This is a genomic window from Nitratireductor mangrovi (assembly GCF_007922615.2).
Classification (GTDB): domain Bacteria; phylum Pseudomonadota; class Alphaproteobacteria; order Rhizobiales; family Rhizobiaceae; genus Mangrovimarina; species Mangrovimarina mangrovi.
Genome location: NZ_CP042301.2, coordinates 1,641,632 through 1,657,905 on the forward strand (window position 1 = coordinate 1,641,632; position 16,274 = coordinate 1,657,905).

Sequence of the window (16,274 nt, forward strand, 5' to 3'; positions counted from 1 at the left end):
TGATACGATGACAAATTGGCTCCCAACGCTCGACGACGGCGCCGGTCCGCTTTATGTTCGGCTGGCGGATCGAATCGAAAACGACATCGATACCGGCGTCCTCCCGACCGGCGCGAAACTGCCCCCTCAACGCAACCTGGCCTTCGATATTGGCGTGACCGTTGGAACCGTGGGCCGCGCCTACGCACTAGCACGCGAGCGCGGGCTGGTTTCCGGCGAAGTCGGCCGGGGCACGTATGTGCTCGACCGCGAGGACGTCGCGCCCGGCAAGCCGCCAACCCTGCCCCCGCTTCTTGCCGGTACGCGCGGATTGTCGCCGCCTCCGGGCAAGCTGCGCCTTGATTCCACCGCCGCCCTCGAAGTCGGCCAGTCACAAGCCATCGAGGATCTCACCCGCCAGATCGTCCGCCAGCACCCGGAAGCGATCGTCAATTATGTGCACGCGCCGTCGGAAAGCTGGCAGGAAGCCGGCAGCCGCTGGCTCACCGCCGGCGACTGGCGCCCCAGCTCGCAATCGATCGTGCCGACGCTTGGCGGGCATGCCGCGATCCTGGCGGTCATCGCGGCCGTCACGGCGCCCGGCGACCGCGTGGCCTTCGAACGACTGACCTACTCGTCAATTGCGCGCAGCACCAGCCTGATCGGCCGCAGGGTGGTGGCGATGGCGTCGGATGGCGGCGGTGTCGACCCGGAGGATTTCGAGCGCCTGTGCGCCCAGCAACATCCAAAGATCGCCTTCCTGATCCCGTCGCTCCAGAATCCGACCCTCGCCATCATGTCGGAGGAACGACGCCGCGCCATCGTCGACGTTGCGCGCAAGCACAATGTGTGGCTCATCGAGGACGCGATCTATGGCGCCATGCTTGAGAGCCAGCCGGTCACCCTCGCCGCGCTCGCGCCGGAGCGGACCTTCCATGTTGGGAGCCTGTCGAAAACCGTTGCCGCCGGGCTCCGTTCCGGCTGGGTTTCCTGCCCGCCCCACTACGCTGCCCGTATCCTCACCACGTCGAAGATGCTCACGGGGGGCAAGCCTTTCCTTCTCGCCGAACTCGCCGCCCGTCTGGTGCTTTCCGGCGAGGCCGATGCCATTCGCGACAAGGTGCGCAACGAACTGCAAACGCGCGAAGCCATGGCGCGCAAGGCCTTTGATGGCTGCGAGTTCACCTCGCATCCGCGCGCGCCGTTCCTGTGGATGAAACTTCCAGAACCCTGGTTGTCGGGCACCTTCAAGAACGCGGCACTCAACGAGAATGTGCTGATCGACGACGAGGACGAATACAAGCCCGTGCGCACCGGCGACGTACACCACAGGGTGCGCATTGCATTTTCGGTTCCGAAGTCGCGGGGTGAACTGGACGCGGGTTTCACGACGCTGCGCAACCTGCTCGAGGGTGGCTCGGCAGGTTATGACAGCTACGGCTGATCGGCGGATTTGTCGTCGAAAACCTGAAACGGCACCCTGATTTCAGGTGTATCGCGTGCCGAGCATGCGCTATGTGAGGCTGACGCCAGCGACCCCGCAGCATACGGTCCTCCATGACAATTCCGAACACCGTTCCGATCACGCCCGAACTTGTGGCCGCGCATGGGCTCAAGCCGGATGAATATCAACGCATTCTCGACCTGATCGGGCGCGAGCCAACCTTTACCGAACTTGGCATCTTTTCGGCAATGTGGAACGAGCACTGCTCGTACAAATCCTCCAAGAAGTGGCTGAGAACCCTGCCGACCAGCGGCCCGCGCGTGATCCAGGGCCCGGGCGAGAACGCCGGCGTGGTCGACATAGGCGACGGCGACTGCGTAGTCTTCAAGATGGAGAGCCACAACCACCCCTCCTACATCGAGCCTTATCAGGGTGCCGCGACCGGGGTCGGCGGCATCCTGCGGGACGTCTTCACCATGGGCGCTCGCCCGGTAGCCGCGATGAACGCGCTGCGCTTCGGCGCACCGGATCATTCCAAGACGCGCCACCTGGTCGCCGGCGTCGTCGCCGGCATCGGCGGCTACGGCAACTCCTTCGGCGTGCCAACGGTCGGTGGCGAGGTCGAGTTCGATGCGCGCTACAACGGCAATTGCCTGGTCAATGCCTTCGCCGCAGGCCTCGCGAAGTCGGACGCGATCTTCTATTCCAGGGCCGAAGGCGTCGGTCTGCCCGTCGTTTACCTCGGGGCCAAGACCGGCCGCGACGGCGTAGGCGGCGCCACCATGGCCTCGGCCGAATTCGATGACGCCATCGACGAAAAGCGGCCGACCGTACAGGTCGGCGATCCTTTCACGGAAAAGTGCCTGCTCGAGGCCTGCCTCGAGCTCATGGCCTCCGGGGCTGTCATCGCCATCCAGGACATGGGCGCCGCCGGCCTAACGTGTTCCGCAGTCGAAATGGGCGCCAAGGGCGACCTCGGCATCGAACTCGATCTGGACCGCGTGCCGGTGCGCGAGCGCCTGATGTCCGCCTATGAGATGATGCTTTCGGAAAGCCAGGAGCGCATGCTCATGGTTCTGAGGCCGGAAAAGGAAGCCGAGGCCGAGGCGATCTTCCGCAAATGGGGCCTCGACTTCGCGATCGTCGGCAAGACGACCGATGATTTGCGCTTCCGCGTCCGCCATCAGGGCGAAGAGGTCGCGGACCTGCCGATCAAGGAACTCGGCGACCAGGCGCCCGAATACGACCGGCCATGGGCGAAGCCGGCCGCTCCGGCGCCGCTCGACGCCGCCGACATCCCCGAGGCCGATGTCGCCGATTCACTGCTGCAACTGCTCGCCTCGCCCGACCTGTCGAGCCGACGCTGGGTGTGGGAACAATACGATACGCTGATCCAGGGCAACTCGCTGCAAATTCCGGGCGGCGACGCCGGCGTGGTGCGGGTCGAGGGCCATGCGACCAAGGCGCTTGCGTTTTCCTGCGACGTGACGCCCCGCTATTGCGAAGCCGATCCGTTCGAGGGCGGCAAGCAGGCGGTCGCAGAGTGCTGGCGCAACCTGACCGCTGTTGGCGCCGAGCCGCTGGCGGCGACCGACAACCTCAATTTCGGCAATCCCGAACGCCCCGAGATCATGGGCCAGTTCGTGCGCGCCGTACAAGGGATCGCCGAGGCCTGCCGAGCCCTCGACTTCCCGATCGTGTCGGGAAACGTCTCACTCTACAACGAAACCAACGGCCAGGCGATCCTGCCGACGCCGACGATCGGCGGCGTCGGGCTGCTGCGCGATCGGTCGTTGATGCGTAGGGCTGCCTTTGCCGCGGCGGACGAGGCAATCGTTCTGGTCGGCGCGCCCGCTGCCTGGGGCACTCATCTCGGCCAGTCGATCTATCTGCGCGACATCCATGGACGCCGCGACGGACCGCCGCCGCCGGTCGATCTCGACCATGAGCGGCGGGTCGGCGATTTCGTTCGGGAACTGATCGCCGAGGGCGCGGTTACGGCCGTCCACGACCTCTCCGACGGTGGCCTTGCCGTCGCGCTCGCGGAAATGGCGATGGCATCGGGGATTGGCGCCACGGTCAACCAGTTGCGCGACCTGTCGCCGATGCCGGTGTTTTTCGGCGAGGACCAGGGCCGCTACCTCGTTACGATACCCCGTGACAAGATCGACTGGTTCCTGACCGAGCGTGCGGTGGATATCGGCATCTTCGCGCCCTGGATCGGCAATACCGGGGGTAGCGAATTGAAACTGGGTGGGGCGCGTGCCATATCGGTGGGAGAGTTGAAGGCCGCCCACGAATCGTGGTTTCCGCGCTTCATGGACGGCGCTGACTGAGGATCTTCCCCATGGCCATGGACGCGCACGATATCCAAAGCATGATCAAGGAGGCGATCCCGGACGCGAAGGTGACCATTCGCGATCTCGCAGGAGACGGCGACCATTATGCCGCCGAAGTCGTCGCGGAAAGCTTTCGCGGCAAGAGCCGTGTCCAGCAACACCAGATGGTCTACGAGGCCCTGAAGGGCAAGATGGGCGGCGTCCTGCACGCGCTTGCCCTTCAGACAAGCGCCCCCGACTGACCGGGCTCTGCCGCACCTCTTGGTCGCACTGCTGACAGGCGACGATTGCGAAGCGCGGGCATGTACAATAGATAAAGGCTAGCGATTTGTTTCGCCGGGCCTTGCACCCGGCCGAGAAAGGATCTCCCCATGGCAGGCATCAACGATTTCATCTCCAGCGAAGTTCAGGGCAACGACGTCGTGCTGTTCATGAAGGGCACGCCGGGCTTTCCGCAGTGCGGTTTTTCCGGTCAGGTCGTGCAGATCCTCGATTACCTCGGCGTCGACTACAAGGGCATCAACGTGCTGACTTCCGACGAGCTTCGTCAGGGCATCAAGGAATATTCCAACTGGCCAACGATCCCGCAGCTCTACGTTAAGGGCGAATTCGTCGGCGGCTGCGATATCATCCGCGAGATGTTCCAGGCTGGCGAGTTACAGCCGTTCCTGGGCGAAAAGGGCGTCGCCGCCAAAGGCGCCGCCTGACTCTCCGATCATTGTTGCCGCCCCGGCGCAGATCGGGGCGACGGTAGGTGAAATGCGCCGGGCCTCCGGCGCATTTTCGTTTCCGCATTCGCTCAGGACCAATCGTCATGGACCAGCAGACCGCCCGCACGCAGGCGCCTCGTCTCGCGATTCCGCGCTGGGAGTTCATCGCCATTGCGGCCGCACTCATGGCGCTCAACGCACTGGCGATTGACGTCATGCTGCCGGGATTGCAGCAGATCGGCGCCAGCCTCGGTGTGGAGGACGAGAACGCGCGCCAATATGTCATCACTGCCTACATCACCGGCTTCGGGCTTGCCCAGCTGGTCTTCGGCCCGGTTTCCGACCGCTTCGGCCGGCGCCTGCCCCTTCTGATCGGCCTCGGTGTCTATGTCGTGGCCGCCTTTGCCTGCGTGTTCGCGCCAGGTTTCGGCATGCTGCTCCTGTTCCGGTTCATCCAGGGCCTCGGCGCTGCCTCGACGCGGGTCATATCCGTCTCGATCGTCCGCGACACGTTCGGCGGCCGCGCAATGGCCGAGGTGATGTCGCTGGTCTTCATGGTATTCATGATCGTGCCGGTCGTGGCGCCCGGTGTCGGGCAGGTAGTGCTGCTGTTTTTCGAATGGCCGGCGGTGTTTCTGTTCATCGGCATCGTGTCGCTGGTCTTCACCGTCTGGACCTGGCTGCGCCTGCCGGAAACGCTGAAGCCCGAACATCGACGAGCCTTCACGCCAGCCTCTATTGTCGAGGGCTTCAAGATCGTGCTCTCCAACCGGCTTTCGGTCTGCTACACGATCGCGATCACCGGCATTATCGGCGCGCTGTTCGGCTTCATCAATTCCGCACAGCAGGTCTATGTCGGCATCTACCAGGTCGGCACGATGTTTCCGGTCTATTTCGCTGCTGTCGCCGGCCTGATGGCGCTGTCGTCGTTCCTGAACTCGCGACTCGTCGGCCGTTTCGGGATGCGGCGTCTCGCCCATTCGGCGCTGGTCGGCTTTGCGGTCATGACCGGGGCCGCATTTCTGCTCTCGCTGGCCGGGCCGGTGCCGTTCTGGTTGTTCCTGACGCTCTTCGCCCTGGCGATGATGCAGTTCAGCTGGATCGTTTCCAACTTCAATGCCCTGGCCCTCGAAGAGCTGGGGCACGTGGCCGGGACGGCGTCCTCAGCGCAAGGCTTCATCCAGACGCTCGGTGGGGGTGTTCTCGGCGCCATCATCGGCCAGGCCTTCGACGGCACGGTGACGCCGCTTTCTGGGGGGTATTTCGCAGCCGCCCTTCTGGGGCTGGCGGCTGTGCTTGTCGCCGAACGCGGCAGGCTGTTCCAGACGGTGAACCAGCCGGTCTAATCGCCCAGCCCGGAAGCGGATCGCGCAAGACCGGCAAAATCGAACAGTGAGCGGTCGAGCAGATGGCTCGGCCGCACATTCGCCAGCGCCCGGATCATGGTGTCCTTGCGGCCCGGCATGCGCCGCTCGATACCGTCGAGCATCTCCTTCATGGTGCCGCGCTGCAGCCCTTCCTGGCTGCCGCAGAGGTCGCAGGGAATAATCGGGAACGCCATCGCCTCGGCGAAGCGGGCAAGGTCGGCCTCGGCGCAGTAGGCCAGCGGGCGCAGCACGAACAGGTCGCCCTCGTCATTGACCAGCTTCGGCGGCATCGATGCGAGCCGCCCGCCATGGAAGAAGTTCATGAAGAAGGTTTCGAGGATATCCTCGCGATGATGGCCCAGCACCAGTGCCGAACATCCTTCCTCGCGCGCGATGCGATAGAGATGTCCTCGCCGCAGCCGCGAGCATAACGAGCAATAGGTATTGCCCTCGGGGATCTTGTCCGTGACGACCGAATAGGTGTCCTGGTATTCGATGCGATGCGCCACGCCGATCGAGGCCAGATAATCGGGCAACACGTGCTTGGGGAAATTCGGCTGCCCCTGGTCAAGGTTGCAGGCCAGCAACTCGACGGGCAGGAGGCCGCGCCATTTGAGATCGAGCAGGATCGCAAGCAGACCGTAGGAGTCCTTGCCGCCGGACAGCGCCACCAGCCACCGCTCGCCGCTCCGCGCCATGGCGAAGTCGTCGATCGCCTGGCGAGCGTTCCGGACCAGCCGCTTGCGCAGCTTGTTGAATTCGACGGTGGCCGGCGCGCCGGCGAACAACTCGTGCGCGCCGGTGGCCTCGCCAGCGGTCATCTCGATCGAGGGAGCCTGCAACGTCATCGCCTGCTGATATCGGCGCGAGCATGGCGATGCAAGCGCCCGGCCACCGCGGCTGGATCAGCGCGCCGTCCCGGATATGCCCGAGCTGCGGTTGATAGAGTCCCCCAACTCAACAAAAAAGGCGACTCTCCGGCCGCCTTTCCTGAAAGCTGACGTAGCGGAACCCTAGCGCGAGTAATACTCGACGACCAGGTTCGGCTCCATATGCACCGCATAGGGCACATCGGCCAGTTGCGGCACGCGAGCGAAGGTCGCGGTCATCTTGGAGTGATCGGCATCGATATAGTCGGGCACGTCACGCTCGGCGAGTTGTACGGCCTCGAGCACGATCGTCAGTTCGCGCGACCGCTCACGCACGGTGACCACGTCGCCGGGACGGCAGCGATAGGAGGAGATGTTCACGCGACGGCCATTCACCTGGATGTGGCCGTGGTTGATGAACTGGCGCGCGGCGAAGATCGTCGGCACGAACTTGGCACGATAGACGACGGCGTCGAGGCGCGACTCCAGCAGCCCGATCAGGTTCTCCGAGGTATCCCCCTTGCGGCGGTTGGCTTCCTCGTAGGTGCGTCGGAACTGCTTTTCGGAAATATCGCCGTAATGACCCTTCAGCTTCTGCTTGGCGCGCAGCTGCAGGCCGAAATCGGACAGCTTGCCCTTGCGGCGCTGGCCATGCTGGCCCGGGCCGTACTCACGGCGGTTGACCGGCGACTTGGGGCGGCCCCAGATGTTTTCGCCGAGACGGCGGTCGAGCTTGTATTTGGACGATTCGCGCTTGCTCATCGCATTTCCTTTCAAAACGTTGCACCCGGCGCCTCACGCACCGGGCGAAGGAAACGCGCCCTCCTCTGGCCTCCGTTTTCGAGGCCTGACAGGATCGCCTGCGCACGATGGAGCAGGAATCCGCGGGACACGTCATTGAAAAGCACCGGCCCTTGCGAGCCGGTGCTTGCGCGGTCGTTAGGCGATCGCGTGAAAAATGTCAACGGCCTCCGCGTTGCGCCAGGCGGTGGTTGGCGATGTCGGCCTTCATTTCTTCCGGGGTCGGCGCCCGATCATCCGACTTGGCGGTTTGCGGTTCCGCCCGAACCTGCTGGCGAACGAAGCGCTTGAAGATGTAACCGTTGCGGCCGTCATGTTCGACATGACACCAGATGCGGCATTCGATGATGCCGATCTCCGCCCCGCCCGGTATGACGGCAACGACCCCCGCACCGTTGTCCGGCCCGCGGCGCATGTTCACGGCGGTGGTCACGCGCGCCCTGCTGCTTGCAGCTGGCGGTGCCGCCGCTTCGGGCTTCTTCTCGGCCGGGGCCGCGGCTGCCGGCTTGGGCTCGGCGATTTTCGGCGCGGGAGCAGCTTCCTGCTCAACCTCGAGCGGCTGCTCGGCATCGACCGCCGCGGTGGCGTAGCCCAGTTCTCGTCCGGCCTCTTTCGGTCCCTCTTCATTCCTGGCATCGGCAAGAGCGGCAATAGCGGCGACGGCGGCATGCTTGTCAGCCCCCGTTCTCACGGCCCACCGCGGATTGTCGCTTCCCAGCGGAGAATCATCGGTACCGATAGGCGCACTCGTTGCAGCGGCCAGGCGCTCGGGCGCAACGACCGGTTCCGCAATGGGTTCCCGCAGCGCCACCTCAGCGTTGCCATCGGGCTTCTCAACCGGCGCTTCGTCCACGACTTGCGCCGACGCGGCCGCGACCTGAGCGGGGGTGTCTGTCGCCTCGGGGGTGGCGGAGCCGGACTGGCTCGAAACGAAAAGAACGCCAATAGCGACGCCGGCGCCGACGACCATCGACGCAATCAACGCCGGCAGCGCAACACCATCAGCGCCCGCGCGTGGCGCAGATGATTGGAAAACAGCGATTGGCTCATCGAAAGCCGAGCGCATCCTTCGCCCGGCGAATGGTTTGGATTCGTCCAAGTAACGCGTCACTCTCCGGCCTCCACGCGAGATCACCGCCGACTTTTGCGGCAATCATCAAGCGCCCCCGCCAGTATGGCTTCGTGTTTACGTCATGCCAAACGGCATGCCGGATTGGACGATGTTGCAGCGTCCCCTCCGTTGGCAAGGAACCTTAGCGCCGAATGTGGCATTCGTTTGATGCCGGCGAAATTTCCGGTGTGCAGTTGGATCAACCGTCCTTCTTGGGCGGCAGGCCTTCGCGCTTTGTCTCTGCGAGTTCCTTCAGTTCGGCCTTCGACATCGAGTCATACATCTCGCGCGAGGCACCCACGAGTTCATCGCGGTCGATCTCGCCACGCTTGGCAGCAAGTGCCGCGCCGGCGGCTTTTTGTTGTGCCTTGGATTGGGCGGGCATGGCTTCATCTCCGGTTGCACCGATGTGGAAACGCAGTCCCGGCGCGCCGGTTCCGTGAACCGCTTCACAGCGCCTTGTCCACCGCAACGCTAATATTCCGAACCTGTCCACCCCACGCAAAAGGGAGGATGAGATGAATGGAATCATCCGAGCTTTCATCGGCGCGCTTGGCGGATTAGCGGCGTGGATGTCAAAGCTGCTGGCGCTCGATGCGGCCAAGTTGAGCCAGTTGGTCGAGCAGGAGCAATGGGTCGAGGCGACCGAACTGAAGGTCACCATCTTCATCGTCTTGCCGATCCTGGTGTTTCTCGGCGCCGTGGTTGCCTGGCTGACCGACGAGAACCTGCGCATGAAGCTTTTCGCCATCGGCGTATCCGCGCCGGCGATCATTGCGCCCTGGACCACGAAAGCGGTGCTCAACGACGTCGCCTCGCTCGATCATGCGGGTTTCGTCACCACGGCCCATGCCCAGACCGTCAATGCGCCTGGCCGTGGCGGGATTTTCGACGGACTCAAGATATTGCTCGGCATCCAGGATCTGCCCGACCCCAAGGCCGAGCGCTATTGGGTGATCGTGTCGTCGCATGCCGATCTCGACGCCGCCTTCCGGACCGTGGCCGACGTCAATCGGCAAAAGCCCGAACTGGCGGCATTCGTCGGAAACCGCATGCCTGGCAATCCGCTCTACCCGGTGATTGTCGGGGGCGAGGATGGCTACCTGACGCTTGACGACGCCAATAAGCTGAAGGAATTCACCGACAAGCTCGGCCTCGCCAAGGGCGGCAGCTACCTGTCGGCCTATGCCGACCGTTTTCCCGCGGATGGCGTGCCACGATGAAGTGGCTTGCAGTCTAGTCGCGAAGGGCCAGGCCAAAGCCCTGGACGACGCGGCGGATCGCGGCGTCGGCCTTTCCGGAAGTGAAGATGGCCGGATCAGGGCCGTTGGCGAGACGGTCTTCAGGTTCCCCGCGCCCCAGCAGCGACAGGGCCCGACGTGCGATCGCTTCCGCAGGGTCGATCCAGTCGACGGGCCACGGCGCGGTCTTGCGCATGCGGTTGACCAGAAACGGATAATGCGTGCAGGCAAGAACGACGATATCCGTGCGCCGCCCGTCGCGCTCGACGAAGCACGGCTCGATCTCGGCTCGCACCATATCCTCGTCAACGAAGCCGTCGCGAATATATGCTTCGGCCAATGCGGCAAGCCCGACGCTGCCGACCAGCCGGACATGGCATTTTGCGGCCCATTCGCGGATAAGGTCACGCGTATATTGCCTTTTCACCGTCCCCGGCGTCGCCAGGACGGACACGAGGCCGGATCGCGTCCTCTCGGCCGCCGGCTTGATGGCCGGCACAGTACCGACGAACAGCCGGCCCGGATAGGCTTCGCGCAGCGCGTCGATAACCAGCGTCGAGGCTGTATTACATGCAATGACAGAGACCTCGGGATCGTGCGCCTGCAGCAGCTGTCCGAACAGCGTGATGATATGCCGGTGCAAGGCCGGCTCGTCCCAGGCGCCATAGGGAAAGGCGGCATCGTCGGCAACGTAGACGAAGCGGCGGTCCGGCATGAGCACCCGCGCCTCGCGCAAGACGGTGAGCCCGCCGATACCGGAATCGAATACCAGCACCGGCCGCTCAGCCATGGCCGGTCTCGTCTTCGGGGTTCACGTCGCGGCCTGTCGCGCGGTCGGCGCGTGCCTTGCGCTCCGGATAGCCCGATCCACGCGGCTCCGCCGGCGAGAAATAGTCGAGCGACGACAGGACACCGCGCAGAAGCTTGATCTCGGTATCCGAGAATCCCGGCCTGGTCAGCACGGAGCGCAGGTTCGCGGCCATTTTTGGCTTTTTTTCCGGCGGTCTGAAGTAGCCGCGAGCTTCGAGTGCGTTTTCCAGGTGACCGAGAAAGCTCTCAAGGGTCTCCTTGCGTGCCGGCGTCATCTCCGGTCCGGCAAAAGCGGTCGCCGTTTCATCCTCAAGCCCCGATTTCATCCACTCATAGGACATCAGGAGCACAGCTTGGGCGATGTTGAGGGACGAGAATGCGGGGTTGACCGGGAAGGTGACGATCTCGTCGGCGAGCGAAACTTCCTCGTTGGAGAGCCCGAATTTCTCGCGCCCGAACAGAATACCCGTTCGCTGGCCATCACCGCCGCGCAACCGAAGCGCTCTGCCCGCCTCCACCGGGCTTCGTACTGGTTTGAAGCCATCTCGGGCGCGCGCCGTGGTCGCGAAGACGAAATTGAGATCAGCGACCGCGTCCGCGGTCGTGTCGTGGAGCGTGGTTGCGTCGATCACATGGTCGGCGCGGCTGGCGGCGGCACGCGCCTTCTCGTTCGGCCAGCCGTCGCGCGGGTTGACCAGGCGTAGTTCGGACAGTCCGAAATTCGCCATCGCGCGCGCCACCATGCCGATATTCTCGCCGAGCTGCGGCTCGACCAGAATGATCGCCGGCCCCTCGGTTGCAAGCCGCCCGTCTTGCTCTGCCATTCCGTCCTTCCGGCAAATTGCGCGCAGGCAGCGTCCCTGCCACATTCGGGCAGGAAAGAGAAGCACGGTCAGAGGAAGCGATGACCGCGGCAATAGCAGACCGGATGCGCGCCCTCATGGCGGACGATCCCAACACGGGTGAAATCCGCATGTTCGGCGGCATCTGCTTCACGCTCAACGGCAACATGTTGTGCGGCACCATGAAGGATGGTGATGCAATGTTCCGCGTCGGCCCCGAGCAGGAAGCTGAAGCACTGGCGCGGCCGGAAGCAAGGCGGATGGACTTCACTGGCCGGCCGATGAAGGGTTTCGTGATCGTCGCGGCAGAAAAGCTGGCGAGCGATGCCGCAATCCTCGAGTGGATCGCGACCGCGACCCGGTTTGTCGGCGCTTTGCCGCCCAAACAAAAGAAATAGGTTCAGCCGGTTGCGACAAACTCGCGTATTGCCTGCGCAACAAGTGCCGGCTTTTCGTGCAGGATCCAGTGACCGGCACCGGGCACGCGGCGAACGACCAGACTGGGAGCGTAACGCGGCAGTCCCTCGACGCAGGCAGGCCGCAGCGCCTCGTCGTCCTCGCCCCACAACACCAGATGCGGCATGCGCACCGCTACGGCCTCGTCGGGCAGCGTCAGCACGAAACTTTCCTCTGACGGCGCGCCTGGTTCGGGCACAATGATGGGCGAGGCGCGGTACCAGTTGAGCATCGCGGTCATCGCGCCCGGCTGCGACCACGCGGCGACATACTCGCTCCTCGTTTCAGGCGTCATCCAGTCCGTCTTCGAAAAACCTTCGATCATGCGCAGCGTTCGCCGATAGCCGTCCGCAGCCATCCGCGCCTCGGCACCTTCGGCGCGCAGGGTGTTGATGTACTGGCTGGCCGCGCGCTGGCCCTCGTCCTCAAAGATCGCGCGCTGGAAGACGGCCGGGTGAACGCCGTTGGCGATGATCAGATGACTGACCCGTTCCGGGCGCGCGAACGCATAGGCATAGGCAACCGAAGCGCCCCAGTCATGGCCGGCAAGGACGAAAGGCTGATCCGGGCTCAGCTGCTCTGCGAGCTTATCAAGGTCGGCCACCATGTGACGGGCTCGGTAGCTGTCGACGCCTTCCGGTTTGGAGGAGAGGTTGAAGCCGCGCTGGTCCGGGGCGACCAGACGGAAGTCTTTACAAAGCGCCTCCATCACGGCACGCCAGGCGGCCCAATATTCGGGGAAGCCATGCAGGCAAATCACCAGTGGCTTCCCAGGAGCCCCGAGCGCGGCGCAATTCAAAGTGACCTCGCCGGTATCAACCGCAAAGAATTCGGGGGCGCTCACACCTTCCTCCGTTCTGCCGCGGCAAGGATCGAACACCCTCAACGACAACGCAAGCGAGGCGGCGTGCATAAAGCGGCGGCCTGCGCCTCAGTGGCGATTTTCGTCCCGTTTGCGCGCCCCTGACGGCTTTGATATAGGGGCCGCAACCCATTCCCAGGCACCCCGGCCGTACGGTCGCGATTTCTAGAAAACGAGGACTTTCCATGGCGAAGATCAAGGTGGACAATCCCGTCGTCGAACTCGACGGCGACGAGATGACCCGCATCATCTGGCAGTTCATCAAGGACAAGCTGATCCACCCCTATCTCGACATCGACCTCCAATATTTCGATCTCGGCATCGAGCACCGCGACGCCACCGACGACCAGGTGACCGTCGACGCCGCCAACGCGATCCGCGAACACGGCGTCGGCGTGAAATGCGCTACCATCACGCCGGACGAAGCGCGCGTGGAGGAGTTCAACCTAAAGCGCATGTACCGCTCCCCCAACGGCACCATCCGCAACATTCTCGGCGGCGTCATCTTCCGCGAGCCGATCATCATGAAGAACGTGCCGCGGCTGGTTCCCGGCTGGACCAAGCCGGTCATCGTCGGCCGTCACGCCTATGGCGACCAATACCGCGCGACCGATTTCAGGTTCCCCGGCAAGGGCAAGCTGACCATCAAGTTCGTCGGCGAGGACGGCCAGACGATCGAGCACGAGGTCTTCGACGCGCCGTCTTCGGGCGTTGCGATGGCGATGTACAATCTCGACGATTCCATCCGCGACTTCGCCCGCGCCTCCCTGAATTACGGGTTGCAGCGCGGCTATCCGGTCTATCTGTCGACCAAGAACACGATCATGAAGGTCTATGACGGGCGCTTCAAGGACATCTTCCAGGAGATCTACGAGGCCGAGTTCGAGGCCAAGTTCAAGGAAAAGAAGATCTGGTACGAGCACCGGCTGATCGACGACATGGTCGCCGCCAACCTCAAATGGTCGGGCGGTTATGTCTGGGCCTGCAAGAACTATGACGGCGACGTTCAGTCCGACACCGTGGCGCAGGGCTTCGGCTCGCTCGGCCTGATGACGTCCGTGCTGATGACGCCGGACGGCAAGACCGTCGAGGCCGAAGCCGCGCACGGCACGGTCACGCGCCACTATCGCCAGCATCAGAAGGGCGAGGAGACCTCGACCAATTCGATCGCCTCGATTTTCGCCTGGACCCGTGGGCTTGCCCACCGCGCCAAGCTCGACGACAACGAAGCGCTGGCGAAGTTTGCGGGGACTCTGGAAAAAGTCTGCGTCCAGACGGTGGAATCAGGATTCATGACCAAGGATCTGGCGCTGCTGATCGGCCCGGACCAGCCTTGGCTTTCCACCACCGGGTTCCTCGACAAGATCGACGAGAACCTGCAGAAGGCGATGGCCTGACGCCAGTCATACCTGCTTCAGCAGGCGAACGAGTATCTTCGCGACCTCGTCGACGAAATCGCTGTCGCGCCAATAGCCGTTGTGCGACAGCGGGTTCCATGACGTCAGCCAGCCGCCGGCATTGATCTGCCGGTCGGCCAGCGCTCCGGCATCCTTCAGCTTCTTGTAGCCGGCCCCTAGATTGGCCAGCGGATAGCCCAGCACGTCGTCCTTGTCGTAGACGTTAAGCCACCACCTCCTGGGGCGCAGATGATCGGGCAGCCCGCTGCCCGGATCGGCGATCGGAAAGATCTGGTCGTAGCTGTAGGCAAAGGTGAAGAGCGGAATGTTGCAGCCGAAGGTGACGAAGGAAGCGATCGTATTGCAGCTGGAGACACGCGCCACGCTCAGGCGGGCGTCGCTCTGTCGGTCCCAGATGTGGTTGGACATGACGTGCCCGCCCATGGAATGGGCGAGCACGACCAGCGGTGCGGCTTCGAAGGTGTCGTCTTCGAGCGCCTGCAAGGTCTCGGCGCAGCGTTCGTGGATACGGCGATAGACGTCATGATTGGGATCGCCGCGCGCCGTGTGATAGGCGGCGGCGTCGCCCAGGTTTTTGATTGCGAATTCGCGCAACCTGTCGAAATTGAGCTGGCGCTTCACCCGCGAGAAGTAGGCGTTCTGGTTTTCCTCGGTGATGTCGGCATAAAACACCTCGCGCCAGGCCACATCGCTGGCGAAAGCGCCCGGCAGTCGTTCCTCCACACGGCTCCGCACCAGCCGTTCGAGATCGGCCGAAAACGAAAGCGTGGCGCTGTCGGAAGGACGCCTGTCGAAGGAGCCTATGCCGTGAACGGCGACGACAGCGATCTTCCTGGCCATGCCGGCCTCCTGCGCTGCGCCCCGTAGGACGCTCTCGTCTAAAACACGACGACGCTTCGGATGGATTTGCCCTCGTGCATGAGGTCGAAGCCCTTGTTGATGTCTTCGAGTGGCAGCGTGTGGGTGATCATCGGGTCGATCTCGATCTTGCCGTCCATGTACCAGTCGACGATCTTCGGCACGTCGGTGCGGCCGCGAGCACCGCCGAAGGCGGTGCCCTTCCACACGCGCCCCGTCACCAGCTGGAACGGGCGCGTCGCGATCTCCTGGCCGGCGCCGGCGACCCCGATGACGATGCTTTCGCCCCAGCCGCGATGCGCGCATTCCAGCGCCTGACGCATCACCTTGACGTTGCCGGTGCAGTCGAAGGTGTAGTCGGCGCCGCCGATCTGATCGGCGCCACGTTTGGTCATGTTGACGATCTCGGCCACCACGTCGTCGACCTCCTTCGGGTTGACGAAATGCGTCATGCCGAAGCGTTCGCCCCACTCCTTCTTGTCGTTGTTGATGTCGACGCCGATGATCATGTCGGCACCCGCAAGCCGCAGCCCCTGGATGACGTTCAGGCCGATACCGCCGAGCCCGAACACGGCCGCGGTCGCGCCCGCCTCGACCCTTGCCGTGTTGATGACGGCGCCGATGCCGGTCGTCACCCCGCAGCCGATGTAGCAGATCTTGTCGAACGGGGCGTCGGGATTGACCTTGGCCAGCGCGATCTCCGGCAGCACGGTGAAGTTGGAAAAGGTCGAGCAGCCCATGTAGTGGAAGAGCTTCTCGCCGCCGACCGAAAAGCGTGAGCTGCCGTCCGGCATCAGGCCCTGACCCTGAGTGGCGCGGATCGCCGTGCACAGATTGGTCTTGCGCGACAGGCAGGAGGGGCACTGGCGGCATTCGGGCGTGTAGAGCGGGATGACGTGGTCGCCCTTCTTCACGCTCTCCACGCCCGGCCCGACATCGACGACCACACCCGCACCCTCATGGCCGAGGATGGCCGGGAAGATGCCTTCCGGGTCGGCGCCCGAAAGCGTGAACTCGTCGGTATGGCAGATGCCGGTCGCCTTGACCTCGACCAGAACCTCGCCTGCGCGCGGCCCCTCCAGATCGACCTCCATCACCTCAAGCGGCTTGCCCGCCCCGACCGCTACAGCCGCCCGTGTCTTCATGCCTTGTCCTCCTGGCTCAATT

The 16,274-nt window shown here is 63.9% G+C and carries 17 protein-coding genes; 8 read left to right on the plus strand and 9 right to left on the minus strand.

Features of this window, described 5'->3' with window-relative positions; genetic code table 11:
- Positions 1-7: 7 nt before the first annotated feature.
- The 5 genes from FQ775_RS08085 (at position 8) to FQ775_RS08105 (ending at position 5,818) form a co-directional block, all read left to right on the plus strand.
- On the plus strand, positions 8-1,423 hold the full coding sequence (locus FQ775_RS08085; protein WP_146298218.1) for an aminotransferase-like domain-containing protein: 1,416 nt from the start codon (positions 8-10) through the stop codon (positions 1,421-1,423).
- 113 nt (positions 1,424-1,536) lie between these two features.
- Positions 1,537-3,759, plus strand: a complete 2,223-nt coding sequence (gene purL / locus FQ775_RS08090; RefSeq protein ID WP_146298219.1) for a phosphoribosylformylglycinamidine synthase subunit PurL — start codon at positions 1,537-1,539, stop codon at positions 3,757-3,759.
- A gap of 11 nt (positions 3,760-3,770) precedes the next feature.
- Complete coding sequence (locus FQ775_RS08095) at positions 3,771-4,004, plus strand: BolA/IbaG family iron-sulfur metabolism protein (RefSeq protein ID WP_146298220.1); 234 nt, start codon at positions 3,771-3,773, stop codon at positions 4,002-4,004.
- Between the two features lie 129 nt (positions 4,005-4,133).
- Positions 4,134-4,469, plus strand: coding sequence for a Grx4 family monothiol glutaredoxin (grxD, locus tag FQ775_RS08100; RefSeq protein WP_146298221.1), 336 nt, complete (start codon positions 4,134-4,136; stop codon positions 4,467-4,469).
- A 107-nt stretch (positions 4,470-4,576) separates the two neighbouring features.
- The gene (locus tag FQ775_RS08105; protein WP_146298222.1) at positions 4,577-5,818 is read left to right on the plus strand and encodes a multidrug effflux MFS transporter; all 1,242 of its coding nucleotides are present in this window, start codon (positions 4,577-4,579) and stop codon (positions 5,816-5,818) included.
- Here FQ775_RS08105 and ttcA read toward each other — a convergent pair.
- The 4 genes from ttcA to FQ775_RS08125 all read right to left on the minus strand — a co-directional run bounded on the left by ttcA (position 5,815) and on the right by FQ775_RS08125 (position 9,005).
- Entirely contained in the window at positions 5,815-6,687 is an 873-nt protein-coding gene (gene ttcA / locus FQ775_RS08110) for a tRNA 2-thiocytidine(32) synthetase TtcA (RefSeq protein ID WP_146298223.1), read from the minus strand. The two genes, FQ775_RS08105 and ttcA, sit on opposite strands and share 4 nt — an antisense overlap.
- A gap of 165 nt (positions 6,688-6,852) precedes the next feature.
- A complete protein-coding gene (gene rpsD / locus FQ775_RS08115; RefSeq protein ID WP_146298224.1) occupies positions 6,853-7,470 on the minus strand; it encodes a 30S ribosomal protein S4 in 618 nt (205 codons plus the stop codon).
- A 199-nt stretch (positions 7,471-7,669) separates the two neighbouring features.
- Positions 7,670-8,608, minus strand: a complete 939-nt coding sequence (locus FQ775_RS08120; RefSeq protein WP_146298225.1) for an SH3 domain-containing protein — start codon at positions 8,606-8,608, stop codon at positions 7,670-7,672.
- Positions 8,609-8,819: 211 nt separating this feature from the next.
- Positions 8,820-9,005, minus strand: a complete 186-nt coding sequence (locus tag FQ775_RS08125; protein ID WP_146298226.1) for a DUF3008 family protein — start codon at positions 9,003-9,005, stop codon at positions 8,820-8,822.
- 133 nt (positions 9,006-9,138) lie between these two features.
- Here FQ775_RS08125 and FQ775_RS08130 point away from each other — a divergent pair, with 133 nt between their 5' ends.
- Positions 9,139-9,843 carry a hypothetical protein gene (locus FQ775_RS08130; RefSeq protein WP_146298227.1) on the plus strand — a complete coding sequence of 235 codons (705 nt, stop codon included), beginning with the start codon at positions 9,139-9,141 and terminating at the stop codon, positions 9,841-9,843.
- A 13-nt stretch (positions 9,844-9,856) separates the two neighbouring features.
- On the opposite strand, the gene murI is transcribed toward FQ775_RS08130, so the two are convergent.
- A complete protein-coding gene (gene murI, locus FQ775_RS08135) occupies positions 9,857-10,651 on the minus strand; it encodes a glutamate racemase (RefSeq protein WP_146298228.1) in 795 nt (264 codons plus the stop codon).
- A complete protein-coding gene (locus FQ775_RS08140) occupies positions 10,644-11,495 on the minus strand; it encodes an RNA methyltransferase (RefSeq protein ID WP_146298229.1) in 852 nt (283 codons plus the stop codon). Before FQ775_RS08140 ends, murI begins: the two co-directional genes overlap by 8 nt.
- A gap of 149 nt (positions 11,496-11,644) precedes the next feature.
- On the opposite strand from FQ775_RS08140, the gene FQ775_RS08145 reads away from it, so the two are divergent.
- Positions 11,645-11,911, plus strand: a complete 267-nt coding sequence (locus FQ775_RS08145; RefSeq protein WP_167812841.1) for a TfoX/Sxy family protein — start codon at positions 11,645-11,647, stop codon at positions 11,909-11,911.
- Positions 11,912-11,913: 2 nt separating this feature from the next.
- Here FQ775_RS08145 and FQ775_RS08150 read toward each other — a convergent pair whose 3' ends face one another.
- Positions 11,914-12,813, minus strand: a complete 900-nt coding sequence (locus FQ775_RS08150) for an alpha/beta fold hydrolase (RefSeq protein WP_167812843.1) — start codon at positions 12,811-12,813, stop codon at positions 11,914-11,916.
- Between the two features lie 203 nt (positions 12,814-13,016).
- Between FQ775_RS08150 and FQ775_RS08155 the strand changes: the two genes are divergently transcribed.
- Positions 13,017-14,228, plus strand: coding sequence for an NADP-dependent isocitrate dehydrogenase (locus FQ775_RS08155; protein WP_146298232.1), 1,212 nt, complete (start codon positions 13,017-13,019; stop codon positions 14,226-14,228).
- A gap of 6 nt (positions 14,229-14,234) precedes the next feature.
- Here FQ775_RS08155 and FQ775_RS08160 read toward each other — a convergent pair whose 3' ends face one another.
- Both FQ775_RS08160 and FQ775_RS08165 read right to left on the minus strand, forming a co-directional pair.
- Positions 14,235-15,089, minus strand: coding sequence for a hypothetical protein (locus FQ775_RS08160; RefSeq protein ID WP_146298233.1), 855 nt, complete (start codon positions 15,087-15,089; stop codon positions 14,235-14,237).
- 38 nt (positions 15,090-15,127) lie between these two features.
- Entirely contained in the window at positions 15,128-16,252 is a 1,125-nt protein-coding gene (locus FQ775_RS08165; protein ID WP_146298234.1) for an S-(hydroxymethyl)glutathione dehydrogenase/class III alcohol dehydrogenase, read from the minus strand.
- Positions 16,253-16,274: the final 22 nt, after the last annotated feature.

Excerpts from the sequence above, each read along its gene's own strand:
- FQ775_RS08130 (WP_146298227.1), top strand. The coding sequence starts at position 9,139 with ATGAATGGAATCATCCGAGCTTTCATCGGCGCGCTTGGCGGATTAGCG.
- FQ775_RS08095 (WP_146298220.1), top strand. The coding sequence starts at position 3,771 with ATGGCCATGGACGCGCACGATATCCAAAGCATGATCAAGGAGGCGATC.
- purL (WP_146298219.1), top strand. The coding sequence starts at position 1,537 with ATGACAATTCCGAACACCGTTCCGATCACGCCCGAACTTGTGGCCGCG.
- FQ775_RS08140 (WP_146298229.1), bottom strand. The coding sequence starts at position 11,495 with ATGGCAGAGCAAGACGGGCGGCTTGCAACCGAGGGGCCGGCGATCATT.
- FQ775_RS08155 (WP_146298232.1), top strand. The coding sequence starts at position 13,017 with ATGGCGAAGATCAAGGTGGACAATCCCGTCGTCGAACTCGACGGCGAC.
- rpsD (WP_146298224.1), bottom strand. The coding sequence starts at position 7,470 with ATGAGCAAGCGCGAATCGTCCAAATACAAGCTCGACCGCCGTCTCGGC.
- FQ775_RS08145 (WP_167812841.1), top strand. The coding sequence starts at position 11,645 with ATGTTCGGCGGCATCTGCTTCACGCTCAACGGCAACATGTTGTGCGGC.
- FQ775_RS08085 (WP_146298218.1), top strand. The coding sequence starts at position 8 with ATGACAAATTGGCTCCCAACGCTCGACGACGGCGCCGGTCCGCTTTAT.
- FQ775_RS08165 (WP_146298234.1), bottom strand. The coding sequence starts at position 16,252 with ATGAAGACACGGGCGGCTGTAGCGGTCGGGGCGGGCAAGCCGCTTGAG.
- FQ775_RS08160 (WP_146298233.1), bottom strand. The coding sequence starts at position 15,089 with ATGGCCAGGAAGATCGCTGTCGTCGCCGTTCACGGCATAGGCTCCTTC.
- grxD (WP_146298221.1), top strand. The coding sequence starts at position 4,134 with ATGGCAGGCATCAACGATTTCATCTCCAGCGAAGTTCAGGGCAACGAC.
- FQ775_RS08105 (WP_146298222.1), top strand. The coding sequence starts at position 4,577 with ATGGACCAGCAGACCGCCCGCACGCAGGCGCCTCGTCTCGCGATTCCG.
- ttcA (WP_146298223.1), bottom strand. The coding sequence starts at position 6,687 with ATGACGTTGCAGGCTCCCTCGATCGAGATGACCGCTGGCGAGGCCACC.
- murI (WP_146298228.1), bottom strand. The coding sequence starts at position 10,651 with ATGGCTGAGCGGCCGGTGCTGGTATTCGATTCCGGTATCGGCGGGCTC.
- FQ775_RS08125 (WP_146298226.1), bottom strand. The coding sequence starts at position 9,005 with ATGCCCGCCCAATCCAAGGCACAACAAAAAGCCGCCGGCGCGGCACTT.